This is a genomic window from Pseudomonas sp. MYb327, assembly GCF_040438925.1.
Lineage (GTDB): Bacteria > Pseudomonadota > Gammaproteobacteria > Pseudomonadales > Pseudomonadaceae > Aquipseudomonas.
In genome coordinates, this window is sequence record NZ_CP159258.1 from 4842203 (window position 1) to 4866804 (window position 24602).

A 24602-nucleotide genomic window follows, 5' to 3' on the forward strand; every position below is an offset into this window, starting at 1 on the left:
CAACCCATTCCTGTGGGAGCTGGCTTGCCAGCGATGGGGCCAGCACAGCCACCACAAATCTTTAAACCACCGCTGCCCTACGCTGCACAAAGCGGTCGACGTACTCATCCGCTGGCGAATGCAGGATCTCCCGTGGCGTGCCGACCTGGATCAAGCGGCCATCCTTGAGGATCGCGATGCGGTTGCCGATGCGCACGGCCTCGTCGAGGTCGTGGGTGATGAAAACGATGGTCTTGTGCAGGGTCTTTTGCAGTTCCAGCAACTGGTCCTGCATCTCGGCGCGGATCAGCGGATCGAGGGCGCTGAACGCTTCGTCCATCAGGATGATGTCGGTGTCCGCCGCGAGGGCGCGAGCCAGGCCGACACGCTGACGCATGCCGCCGGAGAGCTGGTGCGGGTATTTGTTTTCGTAGCCCTTGAGGCCCACGGTGTTGATCCAGTGCAGCGCACGCTCGGCACACATGGCTTTGTTTTCACCACGGATTTTCAGGCCGTAGGCGACGTTGTCCAGCACGCTCTTGTGCGGCAGCAGGCCGAAGCTCTGGAACACCATGCTGATCTTGCGCCGACGAAATTCGCGCAGGGCTTCCATGTCGTATTGCAGGATGTCCACGCCGTCCACCAGAATCGCGCCGCTGGTCGGGTCGATCAGGCGATTGAAGTGGCGCACCAGGGTGGATTTGCCGGAACCCGACAGGCCCATGATCACGAAGATCTCGCCGCTGCCGATGCTCAGGGACAAATCGTTGACGCCGACCACGCAGCCGGTTTCGGCCAGCACCTGATCCTTGGTCTTGCCCTGGCCAACCATGGCCAGCGCTTCCTTGGAACGGTTACCGAAAATCTTGAAGACGTTTTTGACTTCGATTTTGCTCACGGTTGCGTTGTTCATTTGCTCACCTCATGCCGTGCACGACCATACGCCTGTGTAATGCGGTCGATCACTACGGCCAGAATCACGATCGCCAGACCGGCTTCGAGGCCACGTCCGACGTTGAGGGTCTGAATCCCCACCAGCACGTCTTCACCCAGGCCACGGGCACCGATCATCGAGGCAATGACTACCATCGACAGGGCCATCATGGTGGTCTGGTTGATCCCGGCCATGATGCTCGGCAGGGCCAGTGGCAGTTGCACGCCGAACAGTTGCTGCCAGCGGTTGGCGCCGAAGGCGTTGATCGCTTCCATCACTTCGCCGTCGACCTGGCGAATGCCCAGATCGGTCAGACGGATCAGCGGCGGTGCGGCATAGATCACGGTGGCGAAAATCGCCGGGACCTTGCCCAGGCCGAACAGCATCAGCACCGGGATCAGGTACACGAAGCTCGGCATGGTCTGCATGATGTCCAGCAGCGGCATCAGCACCGAACGCAGGCGATTGCTGCGTGCCGAGAGAATCCCCAGCGGAATGCCGATCAACACCGAAATGATCGTCGCCACCATCATCAGGGCGAGGGTTTGCATGAGCTTGTCCCAGAGGCCGACCGCACCCACGAGGAACAGCAATCCGACGATCACCGCCGTGGTCACGACCTTACGGGTTGCGTGCCAGGCAACGCCGGCGACGATGGCCAGCATCAGCCACCAGGGCGCCGCGCGAAGCAGCCCTTCGAGATTGACGATGGCCCACAACAGGGTGTCGGAGATGTGCCGGAACACGTCACCGTAGTTGGTGACCAGCGAATCGACCCAACCGTTGACCCAGTCGGCGATGGAAAAGGTAAAGCTTTCGGGAAACATAAGAGACTCTCAATCAAGGGCTTTCAAGCACCGCAAGCGGTACTTAAAAGCTTGCCCTTATAGACAAGCTGTTTGAAAACGTAGCGAGCGAAGGCAAGACAAGGTGAAAGCAGGCGAGAAAGCGGAGTTGACTTTAGTCAATGAGCATTTCGAGTCTGCTTTCAACGCAGCATTGCCGAGCGCAGTAGTTTTCAAAGCGAAGCGTCGATTTTCTTGGCTGCGTCTTCGCTCACCCATGCGTGCCAGACTTCAGGATGTTCCTTCAGGAAGATCTTGGCCAGTTTTGGCGACTCGATGCGCTCTTTGGTCATGCGACCCAGGTTCTGGTTCAGCAGGTCGATTGGAACGTTGACCTTTTCCAGCACGCTCACCAGTTCCGGCGCTTCTTCGTGGAACGTCTTGGACAAGCCGACCTTGATGGTCACGGTCTTGTTCACACCGGGTTTCTCTTCGAGTTTCACCACGTCGATCTGGCCCATCAGCGGGGTTGGCGACCAGTAGTAGAACAGGATCGGCTCGCCACGCTTGTAGCTCGACAGCACCGCGGCATCCAGCGCCGGGCCGGTGCCTGGACGGAAGTTGGTGTAAGTGCTTTCGAGGCCGTAGCTTTTCAGCATTTCGCTGTTGTCGAGTTCACAGGTCCAGCCGGCCGGGCAGTTGTAGAAACGGCCCTTGGAAGGCTCTTCGGCGTCCTTGAACACGGCAGAGTATTTGGCCAGGTCGGCGATGTTTTTCAGGTCCGGCGCCTTGGCTTCCAGTTTGCGCTTGGCGTCGCCTTCGATCACGTAGCGCGGCACGTACCAGCCTTCGACCGCACCGACCACTGGCGCGCCGACACCGACGACTTTGCCGGCCTTCTCGGCCTTGTTCCAGACTTCACTGCGGCCGACCCATTCTTCGGCAAACACCTGGATGTCGTTGCTGCTCAGGGCGTTTTCCATGGTGATGGAGTTGCCCGGCAGGCTGTCGGTTTTGCAGTCGTAGCCTTTCTCCAACACGACTTGCATCACGTCGGTCAGAAGCATGGCGCTTTCCCAGTTCAGGCCGGCGAACTTCACCGGTTTGCCCGACTCGCACCAACCCGCCGCCTGAGTGGCGCCAGCGCTGGCCAGCAGGCCCATGGAAAGCAAAGTGGTCAGCAGGGTCTTGTTCGATTTCATTGTGTGACGCTCCTAATCATGAATTGGCTTACGGCAGTCAAGAGGCATCCAGCCCTGTCCACGTCCAATCAGGCCTGCGCCGCAGCGCGACCGGCCCCGCTTGTTTTTGGTTGTACAACGCTGCCCTGCTCGACCGGCAGAATCATTTGATCGGGCACGCTGCCGTGCCATTTTTTCGCACACACGTAATACAGGGCTGCGGGAATCACCAGACCGATGATCCAGGAAATATCCACATCACCCAGCACTGCCACCAGCGGACCGGTGTAGAACTTGGTGGAGATGAACGGCAGCTGCACCAGCACTCCGAAAACATAGACGCTGATACCGAGGGCGTTCCAACGGCCGTAGCGGCCATTCGGATCGGCCAGCGCCGGCACGTCATAGCGCTCGCGTGTGATGCAGTAGTAGTCCACCAGGTTGATTGCGCTCCATGGCGTGAAGAACGCCAGCAAAAACAGGATGAAGGACTTGAACGCACCGAGGAACGAGTGCTGGCCGAGCAACGCCATCAGGGTCGCTGCACCGACAATGACCAACACGAAGGCCAGACGCTGCAAGCGCGTGACTTTCAGCTCACCACGGAAACCGCTGATGATGGTCGCAATGCACATGAAACTGCCGTAGGAGTTCAGCGTGGAGATGGTGACCTTGCCGAACGCGATGCTGAAGTACAGCAGCGCAGCGGTGGCACCGGTACCGCCCAGACCGACGATGTAGGCGACTTCGTGGCCGGCGAACTGGCCGTTGGCCGAAGCGGCGGCAAACACGCCGAGGATCATCGCCACTTGTGCGCCAATGACCGAACCCGCGCCAGCGGCGAAAAAGGTTTTCACCGAAGAAACCTTGCTAGGCAGGTAACGAGAGTAGTCAGCCACATAAGGGCCGAAGGCGATCTGCCAGGACGCCGCGAGCGACACCGCAAGCAAGAAACTGCTCCAGCTGAAGTGGCGGATTTGCAACAGCGCACCAACGTCAACCTGGCTCATCAATCGGCTGAACAGATAAACAAAGGCAATCACGCCAACGACACTGGCGACTCGGCCGATCCAATGGATCACCCGATAACCGAGCACCGTCACCAGCACGATGACAATGGCGAAAATCAGAATGCCGACGCTGTCGCTGACGCCAAACAACTGGCCCAGCGCCTGGCCGGAAAGCACGGTTCCCGTTGCGGTGAAACCCAGGTACATCAGACACACCAGCACGATCGGGATGGCCGCGCCATAAACGCCGAACTGCACGCGGCTGGAAATCATCTGCGGCAGGCCAAGTTTGGGACCTTGCGCGGCATGCAGCGCCATCACGCCACCGCCCAGCAGTTGACCGATCAACAAACCGATCAATGACCAGAACACATCACCGCCCAGCACCACGGCCAGGGCCCCGGTGACAATCGCGGTGATTTGCAGGTTGGCACCCATCCACAGGGTGAACTGACTGAACAGACGACCGTGTCTTTCCGCCTCCGGGATGTAGTCGATCGAACGTTTTTCGATCAACGGTTTGTTGCCTGCACGTTCGCTGTTAACAGCCATGGTTCAACCTCTGTGGATTGTTATTCTGGGTTGGCAATCCCTGTAGGAGCCGGCTTGCTGGCGATGGCGTTTTGCCTGACACACCGTGGTGTCTGAATCGCCAGCAAGCCGGCTCCTACAGGTTGGGTTATTGCTTTATTTACCGGTAATCATCGGCAGGTTCAGCCCTTGTTCCTTGGCGCAGTCGATCGCGATCTGATAACCCGCATCGGCGTGACGCATGACACCAGTAGCCGGGTCGTTGTGCAGTACTCGAGCAATACGCTCGGCCGCTTCGTCAGTACCGTCGCAGACGATCACCATGCCCGAGTGCTGGGAGAAGCCCATGCCGACGCCGCCGCCGTGGTGCAGGGAAACCCAGGTCGCGCCGCTCGCGGTGTTCAGCAGAGCGTTGAGCAGTGGCCAGTCGGAGACAGCGTCGGAACCGTCCTGCATGGATTCGGTTTCACGGTTCGGGCTGGCAACCGAACCGGAGTCCAAGTGGTCGCGACCGATCACGATTGGCGCCGACAGCTCGCCGCTGCGCACCATTTCGTTGAACGCCAGACCGAGCTTGGCGCGCAGGCCCAGACCAACCCAGCAGATACGCGCCGGCAAACCCTGGAAGCTGATGCGTTCGCGAGCCATGTCCAACCAGTTGTGCAGGTGCGCGTCGTCCGGGATCAGTTCCTTGACCTTGGCGTCAGTCTTGTAGATGTCTTCAGCGTTGCCCGACAGCGCAGCCCAACGGAACGGGCCGATGCCGCGGCAGAACAGCGGACGAATGTAAGCCGGTACGAAGCCTGGGAAGTCGAATGCGTTTTCCACGCCTTCTTCCTGGGCCATCTGACGGATGTTGTTGCCGTAGTCGAAGGTCGGCACGCCCATTTTCTGGAACTCGAGCATCGCTTTGACGTGCACGGCCATCGATTGCTTGGCGGCTTTGATCACAGCGGCGGGTTCAGTCTTGGCGCGTTCGCGGTATTGATCCCAGGTCCAGCCGGCCGGCAGGTAACCGTTGAGTGGGTCGTGGGCGCTGGTCTGGTCGGTGACCATGTCCGGGCGTACGCCGCGCTTGACCAGTTCCGGCAGGATTTCTGCCGCGTTGCCCAGCAGCGCGATGGAAATCGCCTTGCCTTCGGAAGTGTATTTGGCAATGCGAGCCAGCGCATCGTCGAGGTCAGTGGCTTGCTCGTCGACGTAGCGGCTTTTCAGGCGGAAATCGATGCTCACTTGCTGGCATTCGATGTTCAGCGAGCAAGCGCCGGCCAGGGTCGCGGCCAGAGGCTGGGCACCGCCCATGCCGCCCAGGCCAGCGGTCAGTACCCACTTGCCTTTCAGGTCATCGTTGTAGTGTTGGCGACCGGCTTCGACGAAGGTTTCGTAGGTACCCTGGACGATGCCCTGGCTGCCGATATAGATCCAGCTACCGGCGGTCATCTGGCCGTACATGGCCAGGCCTTTGGCGTCGAGTTCGTTGAAGTGCTCCCAGCTCGCCCAGTGTGGCACCAGGTTGGAGTTGGCGATCAGCACTCGCGGGGCGTTGGTGTGGGTCTTGAACACGCCGACCGGCTTGCCGGATTGCACCAGCAGGGTCTCGTCGTCGTTCAGGTTGGTCAGGCTCTCGACGATCTTGTCGTAGCATTCCCAGTTACGTGCCGCACGCCCGATACCACCGTAAACCACCAGTTCTTTAGGGTTCTCGGCGACTTCCGGGTCGAGGTTGTTCATCAGCATGCGCAGCGGCGCTTCAGTCAGCCAGCTCTTGGCGGTCAGCTTGTTACCGCGGGCAGCGCGGATTTCAACGTCACGAAATTTAGTCACGAAAAGAACTCCTCAGCAATCAATCCAAAACCAACCCAGGCAGTGGGCGAGCAAGCCGATGGGCATCAGTGCACACCGGCGAATCAGTGGACGACGGTTGAGTCCTCGTGACTCATACGCATACGTCTTTACTTGTACATACAAGCATATGCAATCAAGCGGCCAACTTGTTGGATGGGTATTCAAGAAAAAATCTGAAATGGCTGGAGAGAGCCTGAATCAGGGGTTTTGGCGTAGATGAAATTTTTTGCGAGGGGATTTATTGAGGAGGTGTTGATTGTTACTTGAGCATGGTTTTGCGCCACGCTGGGGCGTTCGGTAACAAACTGGTGCGCTTTGAGGAACAGGAAGCGGATCTTTGTTGTGGCGAGGACGCTTGTTCCCGCTGGGGTGCGAAGCAGCCCTAAACCAATTCAACCCAGCTGTGCCAGGCGGATCCGACAAGCAGGATTTACGACGGCTTCGCCGCCGAGCGGGAGCAAGCTCCCTCGGCACAGGATTGTGTGAATAGTTAGATTAGCGTGCAGCCAGTTCGATCACACAGCAGACGCCGCTGCTGGAGACTTCCAGAAGGCCGGTATTACCGTCGAGCTGCAAGCAGTCATGGCGACCCAATTGCTGGGCACTATTACCCACTTTCACCTCAAGCGTTTCATCGACGCTGAACACCAGCACAGTCCCAGCCTCACTGAAAAACCGCTGCTCACCACTCAACCATTGCAACCGCGCGCTGTAACGTTGCGGCGCATAGATCAGGTTGAAATCGCGGATCGGCCCACCGAGCAGTGTGCAGGAGACCTTGCTTTCGCCACTGAAGGCAAACGGATCGATCGGTAACAACGGCCGCGTGACTTGACCGTCCACCGACAAGGCCATGCCGTCACCCTGCAACACGGTGATGATCCGCTCGTATCCGGCAAAGGTGGAAAAACCACCCGACTCACCAATGTCGGCAATGGATAGACGCCAGCCGAACCCGTCCAGACCGGTGCCGGCGTCGCGGGTGATTTCTTCGGTGCTGCCGCCACCGTTTTTCCACGGCATGCGCGGGTAATCTTTGGCGCGTAAAACTTTCAGACTACTCATTTATGAAAGCGACCTTCCAGACGATGACGGGAACCAGGGTGGATCAAGCGAGCGGCGGTCACCGGCTGGCGGCCGGACCAGGTGCGGCGACGGATCAGCAGGCACGGCTCGCCTTTTTCAATTTGCAGCAATTTGCATTCAGACGGCTCGGCGAGGATCGCCTCGACCACGTGCTCGCCTTCAGTCAGAGGCGCGACCTGGTTCAAGTAGGCATACGGCGTTTGCAAAGTGAAGTCTTGCTTGAGGTAGTCCGGTGCCACCAGCGCATTCACAAATCGGTCTTCGATTTGCACCGGAATATCGTTTTCGAAATGCACGATCAGCGAATGGAACACCTTCTGACCTTCGCGCATGTCGAGGGCCAGCGCGCGCTCGGAACCGGCAGCCTCTTCTTCAAGGGTGATCACCTTGCAGGTATGGCGATGACCACGGGAAGCGATTTCGTCGGCGATGTTGTGCACTTCAAACAGCGCGGACTGGCTTTTCGGCTCGGCGACGAACGTGCCGACGCCTTGCATGCGTACCAGTAGACCGTCGGCAGTCATCTCGCGCAGGGCGCGGTTGATGGTCATGCGGCTGAAACCCAATTGGCTGACCAGCTCGCTTTCCGACGGCACGCGGTAATGCGGCGGCCAGTTTCCACTGTCGATTTGCTGGGTGATCATCTGTTTGACGCGAGCGTACAAGGGCGCCGGACTGTCGCCCATGTTCGCGGCCAACGGAGAGACTGGAGGCGGAGTCGGCACGGTTAATCCTTGGTCGTTTGGTTGATGTTGCTAGCTTGCCGGAGTTTACCGAGCAGGCAAACGTCTGTATATGTATATACAAATAACACACGATGGGGTGCTGAACCATGTCCGCCTTCTTTGCTGAACGCGCGCTGCTGCCTAGTGGATGGGCCAACAATGTACGTCTTGAGGTCAGCGCCGATGGCGTGTTGACCCATATCCAGGCCGATTCCCACGCAGATGGCGCCGAACGGCTGAGCGGTCCGCTGCTGCCGGGCATGCCGAATTTGCACTCTCATGCATTCCAGCGCGCCATGGCGGGCCTCGCGGAAGTCGCGGGCAATCCGAATGACAGTTTCTGGACCTGGCGCGATTTGATGTATCGCCTCGTCGGAAAAATCAGCCCGGAACAACTCGGCGTTATTGCCCATCAGCTCTACATTGAAATGCTCAAGGCCGGTTACACCTCGGTGGCGGAATTTCACTACGTGCATCACGACAGTAACGGCCAGCCGTACACCGATCCGGCCGAACTGGCGCTGCGCATCAGCCAGGCCGCCAGTTCTGCCGGTATTGGTTTGACCTTGCTGCCGGTGCTCTACAGCCACTCCGGATTCGGTGGCCAGGCCCCGAACGAAGGTCAGCGGCGCTTCATCAACAGCACCGAAAACTACCTCAAGCTGCAATCGCGCTTGCAACCGATCCTCGCGCAGCAACCGGCGCAGTCCCTCGGTTTGTGTTTCCACTCGTTGCGCGCGGTCACGCCGCAGCAGATCAGCGAAGTCCTGGCCGCCAGCGACAAGCAATGCCCGGTGCACATTCATATCGCCGAGCAGCAGAAAGAAGTCGACGACTGCCTGAACTGGAGCGGCCGCCGTCCACTGCAATGGCTGTACGAAAACGCCGAAGTCGACCAGCGCTGGTGCCTGGTCCACGCGACCCACGCCAACCCGGAAGAAGTCACGCTGATGGCCAAAAGTCGCGCCATCGCCGGGCTGTGCCTGACCACCGAAGCCAACCTCGGCGACGGGATTTTCCCGGCGGTGGATTTCCTCGCACAAGGTGGGCGCATGGGCATCGGGTCCGACAGCCATGTGTCACTCAGCGTGGTGGAAGAATTGCGCTGGCTGGAATACGGCCAGCGACTACGCGATCAGCGGCGTAACCGTTTGTATGGCGCGGATCAGCCGATGGTTGGCCGGACGCTGTTTGATGCCGCATTGGATGGTGGCGCGCAAGCGCTGGGTCAGCCGATTGGTGCACTGGAGGTCGGCAAGCGTGCGGATTGGCTGGTGCTGGACGGCAACGATCCGTACCTGGCGACGGCGAGCGGTGACGGGATTCTGAACCGTTGGCTGTTTGCCGGCGGCGATCGGCAGGTGCGGGATGTACTGGTGAACGGCCAGTGGGTCGTGCGTGATGGGCGGCATGCCGGGGAGGAAGAAAGTAATCGTGCCTTCACCCAGGTTTTGCGCGAACTCCTGGGCTGATACAAAACCCTTGTAGGAGCTGGCTTGCCAGCGATGGCGGTCCTTCAGGCAACATAGATGTTGAATCTGACGGCTTCATCGCCAGTTCAAGCCGGCTCCTACAGGGTATGGATGATCAGTTCGAGGTCTTGGCCATCTGCGTATCCGACGCCCGCCAGATAAGCCGCGTAGTGTCATAACCTTGCTGACGCGCCTTGCTCAGCAACTCTTCACGCACCACGCCATTGACCTTCGGTGTGCGCGACAACAGCCACAAATATTTGCGACTCGGATCACCGACGATAGCCGTCTTGTAGTCATCGCTGACGTAAAGAACCCAGTACTCGCCCTTCGCCACGCCCGGAATCAGCCTCGAAAACCAGGTATCGAACTCGACCCACAATTTGTCGAACTTGCCCGGCACCTGCGGATAAGCCGTGCCCTTGACCTCTTCCCACTGCCATTGCGCCGTCAGGCAGCGGTTCAATACCGACACGTTACCGTCAGGCTTGAGCGTGTAGTGCGCTTCGGATTGCGCGCAATCGCGCTGGAAGTACATCGGCATTCGCGCCAACTCGTACCAGGTGCCCTGGTAGCGCTTGAGATTGACGCTGTTGGCCGTCTTGGGTGCCAACGCATCGTGGCCAGAAGTGGCACAGCCGGCCAATACCAGGCCGGCAAAAAGCATTATCAATAACCGCTTCATTGTTCTTCTCCGTGGGCGCGTAGCCCCGGTTTACTTCAGGCCTTGGCCGGAAAACATCAGCACTTTGTCACCGGCATACTGCACGCTGATAAAGCTGTTCTTGTCGCCCCAAGTGCAACTGGACATGCCGAGCGCGCCCGAACAGTCGGTCGGTTTGCCGAGCAAGGTTTCAACCTCGGTCTTGGCCATACCGGACGAAAGCTTCGAGTAATTTTCCTGATTGACCTTGCTGCACGCAGCCAACAAAACGCAGAACGAAAGCAGGGCGATGGAACGCAGCGACATGGTGTAACTCCGAGGGTGAAGGGATTGGCATGGCTGCCAAGCTGAACCTTAGAAGAGAAAACCCCTGTCTGGTTCCCTGGCCGACCGGCTATTTGTCAGGCCGCCCGTCTGCCTTTTGCCGGAAAATCAGCCACTTTGTTCGGCTATCGGTCATTTCGTCGGTTTTCACTAAAAGCGCCTAATCTTTGGCGCCGCCCAGTCGACATAAATGGCAGCGCAATGCCCACGTCCGTGGCGATTGCCACCCTCTGTCGTCCAGTCTTTCCGCGGTAGCTCATTTAATGACCAGAAACATGAAGTTCAGCCACAAGATCTTGTTGGCTGCCGCCCTCGTGGTGGCGGTTGCATTCGCTTGTTTCATCCTGTTCAACGACTATCGCCAGCGTCAGACGTTGCGTACCAGCACCGAAGCGTCGATGCAGGAACTCGGCAGCCTGACCACCAGCAACATCCAGACCTGGCTGGAAAGCCGCATGCAGTTACTGCAATCGATGGCCCAACAGGTCAGCGCCGATGGCAATGCCACCGCCAGCCTGAAGCGAATCATCGACCTGCCCGCCTACACCGGCAATTTCCAGTTGAGCTACTTCGGTGGCGCCGATGGCGTGATGTTCTCCGTCCCGGCGGGCAATCGCGCGGCGGATTACGACCCGCGCGCCCGTGGCTGGTACAAGGCGGCCAACAGCGCACAACAGACCATCGTCACCGAGCCGTACATCGCCGCCTCGTCCGGCAAACTGGTGATCACAGTGGCCACACCCGTGCAACGCCAAGGCCAAATGATCGGTGTCGCCGGGGCAGACATCGACCTGTCCAGCGTCAGTGCGATCATCAACTCGCTGAACTTCGGCGGCCACGGTCACGCCTTCATCGTCAGCGCCGACGGCAAGATCCTGATCCACCCGGACAGCAAACTGGTGCTCAAGAACCTGGCCGACGCCTACCCTAACGGCGCACCCAAAGTCAGCCCGGGCCTGAAAGAAGTCGAGCTCGACGACAAACGCCAGTTCATCTCCTTCACCCACGTCAACGGCGTGCCGTCGGCGGATTGGTACGTAGCCCTGGTGCTTGACCAGGACACCGCCTTCTCGATGCTCAGCGAATTCCGCACCTCTGCGGTCATCGCCATGGTCATTGCGGTGGTGATCATCATTGCGTTGCTGGGCATGCTGATCAGCTTCCTGATGCAGCCATTGCTGACCATGGGCCGCGCCATGCACGACATCGCCGAAGGCGAAGGTGACCTGACCAAACGCCTGACTATTCACGGCCACGACGAATTCGGCGCGCTGGGGCTGTCATTCAACCGTTTCGTCGAGCGGATTCACACCTCGATCATCGAAGTGTCCTCGGCCACCGGCCAGGTCAACGAAGTGGCGTTACGTGTAGTGGCCGCTTCGAACTCGTCGATGTTCAACTCCGACCAGCAAGCTTCGCGCACCAGCAGCGTCGCTGCGGCGATCAACCAGCTCGGCGCCGCCGCCCAGGAAATCGCCCAGAACGCCGCCCTCGCCTCTCAGCACTCAAGCGATGCCCGCGCCTTGGCCGAAGACGGTCAGCAGGTTGTGGACAAGACGATTTCGGCGATGCACCAGCTCTCGGCGAAGATCAGCGATTCGTGCGGCAACATCGAGACGCTCAACAGCAACACCGTCAACATCGGGCAGATTCTGGAAGTGATCACCAGCATCTCCCAGCAGACCAACCTCCTGGCGCTCAACGCCGCCATCGAAGCGGCGCGTGCCGGTGAAGCGGGACGCGGTTTTGCCGTGGTCGCCGACGAAGTACGCAATCTTGCCCACCGCACCCAGGACTCGGCGCAGCAAGTGCAGAAGATGATCGAAGAGCTGCAAGTCGGCGCCCGGGAAGCCGTGAGCACCATGACCGACAGCCAGCGCCAGAGTGAAAGCAGCGTCGGCATCGCCAACCAGGCCGGTGAACGCCTGGGCAGCGTGACCCAGCGCATCGGCGAGATCGACGGAATGAACCAGTCCGTGGCGACGGCGACAGAAGAGCAGACGGCGGTGGTGGAATCGATCAACGTCGACATCACCGAGATCAACACGCTGAACCAGGAAGGCGTGGAGAACTTGCAGTCGACATTGCGCGCGTGTGCTGATCTTGAGCAGCAGGCGGCGCGGTTGAAGCAGTTGGTGGGTAGTTTCCGGATCTAAGGCGCTCTCACCGGCCTCTTCGCTGGCAAGCCAGCTCATACAGAGATCTTTGTCGCACCGCTGATCACTGTAGGAGCTGGCTTGCCAGCGAAGGCGGCACCAGCAACAACGAAAAATTAGAACCTTGAGCCAGGCTGCAAAAGAAACTCGAGTTCCTCAGCCGTAGATGCCCTGCCCAACACCGCATTCCTGTGCGGAAACCGCCCAAACTGCGCGATCACTTTCTGATGCCGCTCGGCGAAATCCAGGTAATCGGCAAATAACGCCCGATCAGCCTCGGGTTGCTGCGCCACCAATTCGATGTACCGCGAGACGCCTTCGTCCTGCACTGCCAGATTTTCGCAATGCTCGAACACCAGCAAAATGAACACTCGCTGAATGGGCCGCAACTGCCGATCGAAATCCGCAGCGATGCCTTGGGCGACCAGTGCCTGCGCCCTTGTATCACCGGAATAAGTCTTGGGAGTGTCGCGAAAGATCATTCGCGGGAGTTGATCGAGCAACAGCACCAACGCCAGCCAACCTTCGGGGCATTGCGCCCACTCGGTCATTCCGCCGGCCAGTGCCTGTTCGACCTGGTCCCCGAAACGCTCGCGCGCCTCGAGGTCCTGGCTGTCACGCTTGCCGAACCACAACTTGCCCTTCTGCGCCGCCACTTCTTTCGCTGATTCGGAGTTACCGAACCACCATTCAAGCAACGGCTGCCAGGGCTCGGTCATGGATTATTCCTTGTGGTAAGCCGTGACGCGTGCAACTTCTTCTTTCGAACCAAGGAACACCGCCACGCGCTGGTGCAGGCCGTCAGGCTGGATGTCGAGAATGCGCTGGTGACCATCGGTGGACGCACCGCCCGCTTGTTCCACCAGGAACGACATCGGGTTGGCTTCGTACATCAGGCGCAGTTTGCCCGGTTTGGAAGGTTCGCGGCTGTCGCGTGGGTACATGAAAAGACCGCCACGGGTCAGGATGCGGTGCACGTCCGCCACCATCGCGGCGACCCAACGCATGTTGTAGTTCTTTTTCAGCGGACCTTCGTCGCCTGCCAGCAGTTCGCTGACGTAACGTTGTACCGGTGCTTCCCAGTGACGCTGGTTGGAGGCATTGATGGCGAATTCCTGGGTGGATTCAGGAATGGTGATGTTTTCGTGGGTCAGTACGAAACTGCCCATTTCACGGTCCAGGGTGAAGCCTTTCACGCCGTCGCCCAAGGTCAGGATCAACATGGTTTGGGGACCATAGATCGCGTAACCGGCGGCCACTTGCTGGGTGCCTGGCTGCAGGAAGGCTTTTTCGTTCAGGGGTTCGTTCTGGCTCAGGTATTCGTTCGGGCAACGCAGTACCGAGAAAATGGTGCCAACCGGGGCGTTGATGTCGATGTTCGACGAACCGTCCAGCGGGTCGAATACCAGCAGGTACGCGCCTTTCGGGTATTTCCCCGGGATCTGGTAGGCATTGTCCATTTCTTCGGACGCCATGCCGGCCAGGTGACCGCCCCATTCGTTGGCTTCGAGCAGGATCTCGTTGGAGATCACGTCGAGTTTCTTCTGCACTTCGCCCTGAACGTTTTCAGTGCCCATGCTGCCCAGAACGCCGCCGAGGGCGCCTTTGGACACGGCGTGGTTGATCTCCTTGCAAGCACGCGCCACCACTTCGATCAGGAAGCGCAGATCGGCAGGAGTATTGTTGCTGCGGGTCTGCTCAATCAAATAGCGACTCAAGGTAACGCGGGACATGGAAGGCTCCGGAGAATGGGGGGCTAAAAACCCGCGCAGTTTAACGCGAGTCGGGGCGTATTTCCTCCTATCAGACGTGATCGGCTGAAGAGAGTTCATGCGCGGGGTTTAGCGTAGATCGAAACGGTCCGGATGTGAGCTGAAATGTAGCGGTCATATCAGCATTTCTATCGACTGATCGACCGCTATCGCAGGCAATCCAGCTTGTAGATTTAGACTTGTAGGAGCGGGCTTGCCAGCAATCTGGCGCGCAGCGCCAGCCATTCTCAAGTGTTGGTTGGTGGTTTGCGCAGCAAACTGAACGCCATTACCGCCAGGAACAAAACACTGACCAGCAACACCGCCCACAAGCCAAATTTCTTCCAGTCGGTGCCAACCTCCGCCGGCACTGACGAAACAGCCGGAGTTACCGCTGCCCCGCCATCCACCGAAGCCCAACCGAACGTCGCCAGCTTCGCGGCGTTGTAATCCGGAATCAGCGTCGCCAATGGCAGGTTCGCCGCCTTCACCGTCGAACTGCCTAGCGCCAGCGTGTAAGGCCCCGGGCCCCGCGCCAGAAACACCAACTGCGTCGCGCGCACGGCAAATTCCATCGTGGGTGCTTGCGCCCCAAGCCCACCGCCGCGCTCATCCACGACCAGTTTCAGCTGCTGAACGGTTTGCCCCGACAACCGCAATTCGTTCTGCACCACGTCCTGACCGCTCTGGGTCAGGCGATAGAGCAAACCACTGTTCAGCGGCCGCCACGGCAAACTGCTATCGCGGCGACCGGACAAGATTACCGGCGCCAGGCTGTTGGGCTGGCTCAACTCGACCCGCACCCGCTCGACGTTCAGCCCCATCGGTAATTGCCAGGTGTATTCACCGGCCTTCCCGCTGCTGCCGGCCAGCGCTTGCGACCAGACCAACGGCTGCGGCAAGCTGCGAGGATTAGCGCTTTGCAGTTGCGCCGACGTGAGGATCGGCGCCGTGTGCGGCGTGTTCCACAGCAATCGCAAATAGCGCGCCGATTGCCCCGGCAAGCCAACTTCATGTTGTTCAACGCGCTCGTCGGCAAAGGTCAAACGCGCCACCTGCCCTTCGCCCCAGGATTGCCACTGCTGCAAATCGTCACTGGCCTCAATGCTGAAACGCTGAAAACCGTCACGTTCGCTGGTCCAGTCGATTATCAACTGCTGCAACGGCGCCTTGATCGAGCTGGCGTCGAGCAACCAGCCACGTAACTCTTCTTCGCCGGCCTCCAGTGGGCTGGAGGGTTGCACTTCGACCAGCGATCCATTGGCGTTCGATTGCACGCGCACGCTTGGTGCGCGTTCGGTGGCGTCCGCCGAGTTGTACAGCGGAAACCATTTGACGTCGGTCAGCGTGCGGTTGTCGTCGATTTGCGCGGATTCCCGGGCTAAAGCGTAAGCCTGCGGTTCACCGGCGGCATTGAACACGCGCACATCGCTCAGGTCGGTCTGGCGCGCATTCAGTTGCATGGCCATGGGCAGTTCGAGGCGATACCACGGGCCCTCACCGCTGACCGACAACGGCACTTGCGTGGCGAAGTCCGCCAGTTTCTCCTGAGCAGCCGCTGCCAGCGCCACACCCATTGCAACAACGCCCAACCAGCCAAAGTTCAGCTTCTGACTCAAGACGACACTCCTTCAGGTTCCGGAGCCGGTTTTTCCGCATCCGGCGCCGTTTCGACGCGTTTGGGTGGCAACGGCGCAAAATAGCCGACCACCAGCAGTAACACGCCAACGCCGATAAACGAGACGATCCGCGCCAGCCCGCCGCGGTTACTCAATTCGACAAAGAACAGTTTGGCCACCACCACGCCAATCAGCGCGGCGCCGACCAGCCAGACTTCGCGGCGATGCCGCAGATAACCGCCGATCATCAAGCTCAAGGCCATCAAGGTCCAGACGATCGACAGACCAGCCTGCACCAACATCGAGTCGAGTAACGCATCCCACTCGAACGGCACACCGCTCCAGTGATGCGCCGTGCGCATGACCACGACCGTGAAGAACATGAACAACGAGGCGCTGGCGATCATTTGCGTGGCGTGGGCGGTGTAATCCTTGCGGATCGGCAGTTGCGGCACGGCGCTACGTGACCAGACGTAGACGCCGAACAACGCAAACAACAAACCCAGCTCCAGCGGATTGAGCAGCGGCACATATGGCAGCGGTTCGGCGGCTCCGTCGCTGACAATGTTGGCCAGCCAGAACCAGCCCAACATCAGCAAGGTCAAAGGCGCAGCGGCGAATACCCGGTACTCCCGGGCATAAGCCGACACCGGCCAGGGCCAGGCACGCGGGGAAGCCATCAGCACCAGATACAGGCTCGGCAGAAGCGCCCAACCCAGCCAGCGCCAGGCGTTGTACTGCTCGGACATCAGCAGCAGGCCATAGCGCAATTCAAGCGCCAGCACCCCAATCAACAACCAGCAGCCGAGCACGTGCGCGGCGCTCAGCGCCCACGTCGGCAGCATCGGCGCCAAACGGCGCAGCGAAATGAAATGCACGGCGAAGACCGACGTCCACATCAACCAGCCGACGTCAGCCGCCGGGTGATAACGCGAATGCCAAGCGCCGAGCAATATCAGGCCGGCCGCTGGTATCAGTACGGTGCAGAGCAGCGCCAGCGATGGCCATTTCAGCCGCAACGCCAGCACCGTCCACGTCGCAACACTCAAGGCAGCGACGGCGAGCAGCAGCGTGGCTTGCAGATTCAGCGGGGCAAAGCGCAATACCTCGGTAACCCACGCCAGCGCCCACCAGCCTGCGCCCCACACCAGCAACACTTGAGAGAAACGCTGTAGAGCCAGGCCATCGAACGCCTTGGGCGGATTGTCCAAGTGCAAACGCCAGGCCCCGACAAACGCGACCAATCCCAACATCAACGGCGTCCAGAACCCGGCATGGGTCAACGGCCGCAACGCGTCGCCGGGCAGCGAATCGAACAGATCCGGCCCTGCCACCAGGAATAAAACGCCACCGAGCAATTGCACGGCAAACGCGGTGAACAAAAACGTGCGCGAAGGCAGTCGCAGGCTGATAAATAACGTTGCCAACCCGGCCAATGCCCAGCTGATTACTGTGCCATCGATGAAGAAAAACAGCGGCGCCAACAGGTAGAGGAACGTCAGACCGAGACAGGCCAGCACCGGCAATCCTTTACGTTCCCAGGGTTTCGTCTGCCCGGGCAACGCTTTATGCAATTGGTAGAAACTGAACAACAGGGCGCAACCCAGCAACAATGCACCCAAGGGAGCGCCGCTGATCAGACTGCTTTGTGCGTTGCGCAATTCGCTGAGAAACATCAGCGCCGAACCCAGTTGCAGCAACAAGGCAAAGGCCCGCGCCAACGGCCGTTGCTGACGCAGGCCGAGCCAGAAAATCCCCGCACCTTCCACTGCCCAGGCTGCTGTCGTCCAGCGCGCATCAAGGCCCAACGGGATCGCCAGACTGGTAAAGATCACGCCCAACGCCAGGCAGGTTTCCGCCAGAAGCAGAGCCTTTCCACCCATGAGTAGTCGAGCCAGGCCCATGTAGATAATGCCCAGCGCCAAGGCGCTGAAGGCGGCGGCGAATTCCAGATGCTGGACCAGCGCGAACTGCAAGCCGAAACCTACCAGCGGTGGTCCGAACAGCAACGTACCGTCAACGTAATCACCTTGGCGTGCCGACCAGCGCAGCAGCCCCTCACGGCTGTCGTCTTCGGGCACATCGGACAATTCACGTAACTTGCGCCGTGCGAATAACAAACCGATGGCCAGGTACATCAAGAAGAACAGAATCAGAAACGGCTCGGTGCTCCAGAGCAAATCCGCCGTGTAAGAACGCATGGCCCAGGCGAAACCAATACTGAAGGTGCCGACGAAGCCGATCACATTCAGCAAACGCCAGGCCTTGAACCAGGCAATCGCAAAGATGCCGGCATTGAGCAAAGCGAAGTAACTGAACAGCGCGACGTGGCTACCGGCCCCGGTGGACACCAGGATGGGCGCGGCGAAACCACCCAGCGCAGCAGCGGCGGCCAGCCCCAGGGAATTCTGGGTGACGGCGAGAATCGCCGAGAACACTGTGACCGCCACCAGCAGGCCAAACGCCGCCGTGGGATCGAGCAACGGGTGCAAGCGCATCGCGCCGAACACCGTCAGATACAACACGGCGATGCCGGCGCCTTGCAGGATCAAGGCGTACTGGCCGTTGCGGGCCCTCAGCCACCAGCCCAAGCCCAGTAACCCCAGCGCTGCTGCCGCGACGCCGGCGTAGCGCAACTCGATCGGTATCACCACACCTTCGGTGGCGTAGCGCAACAGAAAGGCCAAACCCAGGAACAACAGCACCACGCCGACCCGTAGCACTGTGTTGCCACCCAACAGCCACGCACGGGCGCCGCTAATGGCCCGCTCAATGAGATTAGGTGCGCGAGGGGTGGCACGTTGTTGCGGGTCAGGGGCAACAGACTTCCAGGCATCCACGGGGAGCGGACGGTTGGCTTCGGTGGTAATACCGGGATCGAGTTCGGGCGGCAGTTCCCAGATCAGTTCCGGGGCTTCGACAATGTCAGGGTTTTGAGCGGTATCTGTGATAACAGCTTCGGCGGTTTGCGGTGCGCTGATACCGGATACCTCCAGCACGGCCAGCCGTTGCTCGACCGCATGCAGCGCTACTTGCGCCTGTTGCAGCAAACGACGCTGCTCCACAGCCTGGGAGTCCAGACGACCGATGCGAATGGCCTGGCCGATCCCCAACCCGAGCAGCGCCCCCAGCAGCGCATCACTGAATGACTCGTCAAGTATCCAGCCCAGCACGAGGCCGATCAGCATCAACATCCATTGCATGGTCGATATCCCTAAGCGCTATCCGGAAAGATTAGCGTAGCCAGCTCCAATAAGATCGCAGCCTCCTGCAGCGCCTACACGATCAATGTAGGCGCTGCCGAAGGCTGCGATTTTTTGCGGCCGCCAGTATATCGACCCGATTGAAAAGTTACCCCAGCGCCTTCCAGATATCCGTGGCGTACTCGCGAATCGTCCGGTCCGACGAGAACCAACCCATCCGCGCCGTGTTCAACACCGCCGAACGCCACCATTCGTTCGAATTGTGCCAATGGGCTTCGACGCGCATTTGCGCATTCCAGTAGGAGTCGAAATCGGCGCAGACCAGGAAGCGGTCGTAGTCCACCAGCGAATCGATGAGCCCGGCATAACGAGACGGGTCATCCGGCGAGAACACCCCGCCGCGAATCGCTTGCAGTACGTCATTAAGTCGATGGGACGCGGCAATGTCCGGCACCGCGCTGAACTCATGGTTCTGTTTGCGTGCTTCAACCTGCTGCGCGCTGAGGCCGAAAATGAACATGTGTTCCGCGCCGATGCGCTCGCACATTTCCACGTTGGCGCCGTCCAGTGTCCCGATGGTCAACGCACCGTTGAGGCCGAACTTCATGTTGCTGGTGCCCGAAGCTTCGAAGCCTGCGGTGGAAATCTGCTCGGACAAATCCGCCGCCGGAATAATGCTCTCCGCCAGGCTGACGTTGTAGTTGGGCAGGAACACCACTTTCAGCAAGCCGCGCACCGTCGGGTCGTTGTTCACCACCCGGGCGATGTCGTTGGTCAGTTTGATGATCAGCTTGGCCTGGTGATAACTCGCGGCAGCCTTGCCGGCAAAGATTTTTACCCGCGGCACCCAGTCGATTTCCGGCTCGGCGCGAATGGCTTGGTAAAGCGCTACGGTGTGCATCAGGTTGAGCAGCTGTCGCTTGTATTCGTGGATCCGTTTGACCTGCACATCAAACATCGCCGCCGGGTTGACCGCGACCCCGAGGCGCTCGTGAATGATGTACGCCAGGGCTTTTTTGCTGTGCAGGCGTTGCTCGGCGAAGGCCTTGCGGAACGCGGTCTTCTCGGCGAATGGTTCAAGATCGAGCAAGCGAGCTTCCGGATTATCCAGCAGGTCCGGGCCGAGGGCATCGACCAGCATCGAAGTCAGTTCCGAGTTCGCCTGGTACAGCCAGCGGCGGAAAGTGATGCCGTTGGTCTTATTGTTGATCCGCTCCGGATAGAGTTTGTGCAGTTCGGAGAACACGGTTTTGCGCATCAGTTGCGTGTGCAACCCGGACACACCATTGACGCTATGGGAACCCAGGAATGCCAGGTTGCCCATGCGCACACGGCGGCCGTTGTCTTCTTCGATCAGCGACACCGCGCGCAGCACGTCGAAGTCGTGGATGCCTTTGGCGCGTAGCGAGTCAATGTGTTGGGCGTTGATCAAATAGATGATCTGCATGTGCCGCGGCAACATGCGCTCCATCAAACCGACCGGCCAGGTTTCCAGTGCTTCGGGCAGCAGCGTGTGGTTGGTGTAGGACAGCGTGTCGACCGTGACCTGCCACGCGGCGTCCCACGCCACATCATAGACATCGACCAATTGCCGCATCAGCTCGGCCACGGCTATCGACGGGTGAGTATCGTTCAGCTGAATCGCCGCGTGATCGCCCAAGGTCAGCACCGAGGTGTGCATGTTGCGATGGCGGCGCAGTAAATCCTGCAGGGACGCGGCGACGAAGAAATACTCCTGCCGCAGGCGCAGTTCCTGTCCGGCTTCGGTGCTGTCCGCCGGGTACAGGACGCGGGAGATACTTTCGGCCCGGGCCACTTCGGCAACCGCGCCCAAGTGGTCGCCGGCGTTGAAGCGCTCCAGGTGCAAATCTTCCATGGCCCGGGCACGCCACAGGCGCAGTGTGTTCACACTCGCGCCGCGCCAACCGACCACTGGCGTGTCGTAGGCAATCGCCCGCACGGTTTCCGCCGGATGCCAGACTTGCTTGGACTTGCCGCTTTCATCGGTCACGGTTTCGACGCTGCCGCCAAAGCCGATCGGGTAAACCACTTCCGGCCGCTCGAATTCCCACGGGTTGCCGAAATCCAGCCAGTGCTCGGTCTGCTCCTGCTGCCAACCGTCAACGATGGCCTGGCGGAACAAACCGTGTTCGTAACGAATGCCGTAACCGTGCCCGGCAATGCCCAGAGTCGACATGCTTTCCATGAAGCACGCCGCCAGACGACCGAGACCGCCGTTGCCCAGCGCCGCATCGGGCTCCAGCAGGCGGATGCGTTCCAGGTCGACCCCAAGTTCGGTCAGAGCCTCGCGTGCTACATCGAGCAGGCCAAGGTTGCTCAAGCTGTCATAGAGCAACCGGCCGATGAGGAATTCCAGAGAGAGGTAATAAACGCGCTTCTGGCCTTTTCGGTAAATCTGCCGCGTGTGGTCCATCCAGTGCTCGACCATGTGATCGCGCGCTGCCAGCGCAATGGCCTCGAACCAGTCGTGGTCGAAGGCGTGATCCGGGTCTTTGCCCACCGCGTAGGTGAGTTTGGTCAAGACGGCGTCGCGGAATGCGGCCACCTCTGCTTCGCGAACAAGTGGTTCTTGAGTCATCGATAAGACCTCGAGCGAGCTTTGAGTTGTCTGAGCCTAGACGGTCTGACAGGCGGTAGAGGCTCCGGTTCGGCAGTTTTTCCCGTTAGTGCGAATTGGATCGGCAATCCATTGTCGTGTACTTGATTCAATGCAGGTGCCGTGCCGGATTAGCGGTGTCGCTGGGCGGTGGTGAAAAAAATCTGGCGAAAGGTTGTTCAAAAATCCACCAGTCCCGGTATGATCGCGCGCCCTGATGCACACGCTGGTAACAACCGATGATGAAGCCGAACCTGATCGCCGCTGCGGAGATCGACCGCCTCGATACCTGGGCAAAATATTCTGCCCCGATGTGCGGCTCTTGCATGTCCAGCTGCTGCACGCTGCCGGTCGAGGTCAAAATCAAGGATCTGATCCGCATCGGGGTGGTCGATGAGTTCGAGATGGGTGATCCGCCGAAGAACATCGCCAAGCGGTTGCAAAAGGAAGGCCTGGTCGAGCGCTTCAACCAGAAGTCAGGAATCTTCACCCTCCAGCGCATGAGCAACAACGATTGCCTGTACCTGGATCGTAAGAGCCGTCTGTGCACTATTTATGAAAAGCGCCCCGACACATGCCGCAACCACCCTAAAATCGGCCCGCGGCCGGGGTATTGCGCTTATAAGCCGAAGGAAGTGGTGCGCGAGCAGAGTTCGCGGTCGATCGAGCGGTTCTGATACCCCTGTAATTTGCGGCGGCTGAACGGCCTCATCGCTGGCAAGCCAGCGCCTACAGTGATTGTTGTCGTACGCAGATTTTATGTACGCCTCTAAACCCTGTAGGAGCCGGCTTGCCGGCGATGGGGCCAGCAAAAACGCCACACAAATCGCAGACAAACAAAAACGCCCCCGGCCTTTCGACCGGGGGCGTTTTCATTCAGCCGGGCTAAATCTTATGCCTTGGCTTTCTTGGCAGCGCGGGTACGCTCGCTTTCGTCCAGGATCTTCTTGCGAAGACGGATGGACTTAGGAGTCACTTCACACAGCTCGTCGTCCTGGATGAATTCCAGAGCCTGTTCCAGGGTGAAGCGAACAGGTGGAACCAGAGCGATGGTTTCGTCTTTACCCGAAGCACGCATGTTGTCGAGCTTCTTGCCCTTGGTAGGGTTAACGCCCAGGTCGTTGTCACGGCTGTTCAGGCCAACGATTTGACCGTTGTAGATTTCCTGACCGTGTTCTACGAACAGCTTGCCACGCGCCTGCAGGGTTTCCAGGGAGTAGGTCAGTGCCTTGCCGGTTTCAACCGAAACCAGAACGCCGTTCTGACGGCCGGACATGTCGCCCGACTTCATCACGTCGTAACGGTCGAAGATCGAGGTCAGGATGCCAGCGCCGTTGGTCAGGGTCAGGAACTGGTTACGGAAACCGATCAGACCACGAGCAGGGATGTTGTATTCCAGACGTACACGGCCCTTGCCATCCGGCACCATGTTGGTCAGGTCGCCTTTACGCAGGCCCATCTCTTCCATCACCTTGCCTTGGGATTCTTCTGGCAGGTCGATGGTGACGTTTTCGTACGGTTCATGCTTCACGCCGTCAACCAGACGGATGATCACTTCCGGACGGCCTACAGCCATTTCGAAGCCTTCGCGACGCATGGTTTCGATCAGTACCGAGAGGTGCAGCTCACCACGGCCGGAAACCTTGAACTTGTCAGCCGAGTCGCCTTCTTCAACGCGCAGTGCAACGTTGTACAGCAGCTCTTTGTCCAGACGTTCCTTGATGTTACGGGAAGTCACGAACTTGCCTTCTTTACCGCAGAATGGCGAGTCGTTTACCTGGAAGGTCATGGAAACGGTTGGCTCGTCAACGGTCAACGGCTTCATCGCTTCAACGGTGTCCGGGTGGCACAGGGTGTCGGAGATGAACAGCGAGTCCATACCGCTGATGCACACGATGTCGCCTGCAGCGGCTTCGTCAACGTCTACACGGTGCAGACCGTGGTGACCCATCAGCTTCAGGATACGACCGTTACGCTTCTTGCCGTCGGCGCCGATAGCGACAACCGGGGAGTTCGGCTTGATGCGACCACGGGCGATACGGCCAACACCGATAACACCCAGGAAGCTGTTGTAGTCCAGTGCGGAGATCTGCATCTGGAACGGACCGTCACGGTCAACAGCCGGCGCTGGTACGTTGTCGACGATCGACTGGTACAGCGGGGTCATGTCTTCAGCCATTTCATTGTGGTCCAGACCGGCAATACCGTTCAGGGCCGAGGCGTAGACGACTTTGAAGTCCAGTTGTTCTTCGGTGGCACCCAGGTTGTCGAACAGGTCGAAGATCTGGTCCAGAACCCAGTCCGGACGCGCGCCTGGACGGTCAACCTTGTTGATGCACACGATTGGACGCAGGCCGGCTTCGAAAGCCTTCTTGGTCACGAAACGGGTTTGCGGCATAGGGCCGTCTTGAGCGTCAACCAGCAGCAGAACGGAGTCAACCATCGACATTACGCGTTCAACTTCGCCGCCGAAGTCGGCGTGGCCCGGGGTGTCCACGATGTTGATGTGGTAGCCGTTCCAGTTGATGGCGGTGTTTTTAGCCAGAATGGTAATACCGCGCTCTTTTTCCTGGTCGTTGGAGTCCATCACGCGCTCGTCGTTGAGCTCGTTGCGCTCCAGGGTGCCGGATTGACGCAGGAGTTTGTCTACCAGGGTGGTTTTACCATGGTCAACGTGAGCAATGATGGCGATGTTGCGTAGATTTTCGATCACTTGTGTA

18 protein-coding genes are annotated in these 24602 nt (G+C 59.4%); 3 read left to right on the forward strand and 15 right to left on the reverse strand.

Annotation, left to right across the window (positions count from 1 at the left end; translation table 11 throughout):
- Positions 1-61: 61 nt before the first annotated feature.
- The 7 genes from ABVN21_RS21770 to hutC all read right to left on the reverse strand — a co-directional run bounded on the left by ABVN21_RS21770 (position 62) and on the right by hutC (position 8037).
- Positions 62-892, reverse strand: coding sequence for a glycine betaine/L-proline ABC transporter ATP-binding protein (locus tag ABVN21_RS21770; RefSeq protein ID WP_339553548.1), 831 nt, complete (start codon positions 890-892; stop codon positions 62-64).
- On the reverse strand, positions 889-1740 hold the full coding sequence (locus ABVN21_RS21775; RefSeq protein WP_034148578.1) for a proline/glycine betaine ABC transporter permease: 852 nt from the start codon (positions 1738-1740) through the stop codon (positions 889-891). Before ABVN21_RS21775 ends, ABVN21_RS21770 begins: the two co-directional genes overlap by 4 nt.
- Before the next feature lie 191 nt (positions 1741-1931).
- On the reverse strand, positions 1932-2900 hold the full coding sequence (locus tag ABVN21_RS21780) for an ABC transporter substrate-binding protein (RefSeq protein WP_339553549.1): 969 nt from the start codon (positions 2898-2900) through the stop codon (positions 1932-1934).
- Positions 2901-2968: 68 nt separating this feature from the next.
- Positions 2969-4441: a cytosine permease gene (locus ABVN21_RS21785; RefSeq protein ID WP_339553550.1), complete on the reverse strand. Its 1473-nt coding sequence runs from the start codon at positions 4439-4441 to the stop codon at positions 2969-2971.
- A 135-nt stretch (positions 4442-4576) separates the two neighbouring features.
- The gene (gene hutU, locus ABVN21_RS21790) at positions 4577-6244 is read right to left on the reverse strand and encodes a urocanate hydratase (protein ID WP_339553551.1); all 1668 of its coding nucleotides are present in this window, start codon (positions 6242-6244) and stop codon (positions 4577-4579) included.
- 516 nt (positions 6245-6760) lie between these two features.
- Positions 6761-7330 carry a HutD family protein gene (locus tag ABVN21_RS21795; protein ID WP_339553552.1) on the reverse strand — a complete coding sequence of 190 codons (570 nt, stop codon included), beginning with the start codon at positions 7328-7330 and terminating at the stop codon, positions 6761-6763.
- The gene (gene hutC / locus ABVN21_RS21800; protein WP_162135916.1) at positions 7327-8037 is read right to left on the reverse strand and encodes a histidine utilization repressor; all 711 of its coding nucleotides are present in this window, start codon (positions 8035-8037) and stop codon (positions 7327-7329) included. The genes ABVN21_RS21795 and hutC overlap by 4 nt, the downstream gene beginning before the upstream one ends.
- 146 nt (positions 8038-8183) lie before the next feature.
- On the opposite strand from hutC, the gene ABVN21_RS21805 reads away from it, so the two are divergent.
- Positions 8184-9548 (forward strand): formimidoylglutamate deiminase, encoded by a 1365-nt coding sequence (locus ABVN21_RS21805; protein ID WP_339553553.1) that lies wholly within the window; start codon positions 8184-8186, stop codon positions 9546-9548.
- Positions 9549-9663: 115 nt separating this feature from the next.
- Here the strand turns inward: ABVN21_RS21805 and ABVN21_RS21810 are convergent, their stop codons facing one another.
- Together ABVN21_RS21810 and ABVN21_RS21815 are read right to left on the reverse strand one after the other, a co-directional pair.
- A complete protein-coding gene (locus ABVN21_RS21810; protein WP_339553554.1) occupies positions 9664-10233 on the reverse strand; it encodes a lipocalin family protein in 570 nt (189 codons plus the stop codon).
- Positions 10234-10263: 30 nt separating this feature from the next.
- Entirely contained in the window at positions 10264-10518 is a 255-nt protein-coding gene (locus tag ABVN21_RS21815; protein WP_339553555.1) for a hypothetical protein, read from the reverse strand.
- A gap of 281 nt (positions 10519-10799) precedes the next feature.
- Here ABVN21_RS21815 and ABVN21_RS21820 point away from each other — a divergent pair, with 281 nt between their 5' ends.
- Positions 10800-12692 (forward strand): methyl-accepting chemotaxis protein, encoded by a 1893-nt coding sequence (locus tag ABVN21_RS21820; protein WP_339553556.1) that lies wholly within the window; start codon positions 10800-10802, stop codon positions 12690-12692.
- A gap of 116 nt (positions 12693-12808) precedes the next feature.
- Here the strand turns inward: ABVN21_RS21820 and ABVN21_RS21825 are convergent, their stop codons facing one another.
- The 5 genes from ABVN21_RS21825 to ABVN21_RS21845 all read right to left on the reverse strand — a co-directional run bounded on the left by ABVN21_RS21825 (position 12809) and on the right by ABVN21_RS21845 (position 21864).
- Entirely contained in the window at positions 12809-13411 is a 603-nt protein-coding gene (locus ABVN21_RS21825; protein ID WP_339553557.1) for a DUF924 family protein, read from the reverse strand.
- 3 nt (positions 13412-13414) lie between these two features.
- Entirely contained in the window at positions 13415-14425 is a 1011-nt protein-coding gene (locus ABVN21_RS21830; RefSeq protein WP_223503431.1) for a class 1 fructose-bisphosphatase, read from the reverse strand.
- Between the two features lie 266 nt (positions 14426-14691).
- Positions 14692-16062 (reverse strand): DUF3999 domain-containing protein, encoded by a 1371-nt coding sequence (locus tag ABVN21_RS21835; protein WP_339553558.1) that lies wholly within the window; start codon positions 16060-16062, stop codon positions 14692-14694.
- A complete protein-coding gene (locus ABVN21_RS21840) occupies positions 16059-19265 on the reverse strand; it encodes a DUF2339 domain-containing protein (RefSeq protein ID WP_339553559.1) in 3207 nt (1068 codons plus the stop codon). Before ABVN21_RS21840 ends, ABVN21_RS21835 begins: the two co-directional genes overlap by 4 nt.
- Before the next feature lie 148 nt (positions 19266-19413).
- Positions 19414-21864 carry a glycogen/starch/alpha-glucan phosphorylase gene (locus ABVN21_RS21845; protein WP_339553560.1) on the reverse strand — a complete coding sequence of 817 codons (2451 nt, stop codon included), beginning with the start codon at positions 21862-21864 and terminating at the stop codon, positions 19414-19416.
- Between the two features lie 257 nt (positions 21865-22121).
- On the opposite strand from ABVN21_RS21845, the gene ABVN21_RS21850 reads away from it, so the two are divergent.
- Positions 22122-22559 (forward strand): YkgJ family cysteine cluster protein, encoded by a 438-nt coding sequence (locus ABVN21_RS21850; protein ID WP_339553561.1) that lies wholly within the window; start codon positions 22122-22124, stop codon positions 22557-22559.
- A gap of 215 nt (positions 22560-22774) precedes the next feature.
- Here ABVN21_RS21850 and typA read toward each other — a convergent pair whose 3' ends face one another.
- Positions 22775-24595 (reverse strand): translational GTPase TypA, encoded by a 1821-nt coding sequence (typA, locus tag ABVN21_RS21855; protein ID WP_339553562.1) that lies wholly within the window; start codon positions 24593-24595, stop codon positions 22775-22777.
- Between the last annotated feature and the right edge of the window lie 7 nt (positions 24596-24602).

Excerpts from the sequence above, each read along its gene's own strand:
- ABVN21_RS21805 (WP_339553553.1), top strand. The coding sequence starts at position 8,184 with ATGTCCGCCTTCTTTGCTGAACGCGCGCTGCTGCCTAGTGGATGGGCC.
- ABVN21_RS21775 (WP_034148578.1), bottom strand. The coding sequence starts at position 1,740 with ATGTTTCCCGAAAGCTTTACCTTTTCCATCGCCGACTGGGTCAACGGT.
- ABVN21_RS21780 (WP_339553549.1), bottom strand. The coding sequence starts at position 2,900 with ATGAAATCGAACAAGACCCTGCTGACCACTTTGCTTTCCATGGGCCTG.
- ABVN21_RS21830 (WP_223503431.1), bottom strand. The coding sequence starts at position 14,425 with ATGTCCCGCGTTACCTTGAGTCGCTATTTGATTGAGCAGACCCGCAGC.
- ABVN21_RS21845 (WP_339553560.1), bottom strand. The coding sequence starts at position 21,864 with ATGACTCAAGAACCACTTGTTCGCGAAGCAGAGGTGGCCGCATTCCGC.
- ABVN21_RS21810 (WP_339553554.1), bottom strand. The coding sequence starts at position 10,233 with ATGAAGCGGTTATTGATAATGCTTTTTGCCGGCCTGGTATTGGCCGGC.
- ABVN21_RS21815 (WP_339553555.1), bottom strand. The coding sequence starts at position 10,518 with ATGTCGCTGCGTTCCATCGCCCTGCTTTCGTTCTGCGTTTTGTTGGCT.
- ABVN21_RS21785 (WP_339553550.1), bottom strand. The coding sequence starts at position 4,441 with ATGGCTGTTAACAGCGAACGTGCAGGCAACAAACCGTTGATCGAAAAA.
- ABVN21_RS21850 (WP_339553561.1), top strand. The coding sequence starts at position 22,122 with ATGATGAAGCCGAACCTGATCGCCGCTGCGGAGATCGACCGCCTCGAT.
- ABVN21_RS21820 (WP_339553556.1), top strand. The coding sequence starts at position 10,800 with ATGACCAGAAACATGAAGTTCAGCCACAAGATCTTGTTGGCTGCCGCC.
- ABVN21_RS21840 (WP_339553559.1), bottom strand. The coding sequence starts at position 19,265 with ATGCAATGGATGTTGATGCTGATCGGCCTCGTGCTGGGCTGGATACTT.
- ABVN21_RS21770 (WP_339553548.1), bottom strand. The coding sequence starts at position 892 with ATGAACAACGCAACCGTGAGCAAAATCGAAGTCAAAAACGTCTTCAAG.
- ABVN21_RS21795 (WP_339553552.1), bottom strand. The coding sequence starts at position 7,330 with ATGAGTAGTCTGAAAGTTTTACGCGCCAAAGATTACCCGCGCATGCCG.
- ABVN21_RS21825 (WP_339553557.1), bottom strand. The coding sequence starts at position 13,411 with ATGACCGAGCCCTGGCAGCCGTTGCTTGAATGGTGGTTCGGTAACTCC.
- hutC (WP_162135916.1), bottom strand. The coding sequence starts at position 8,037 with ATGGGCGACAGTCCGGCGCCCTTGTACGCTCGCGTCAAACAGATGATC.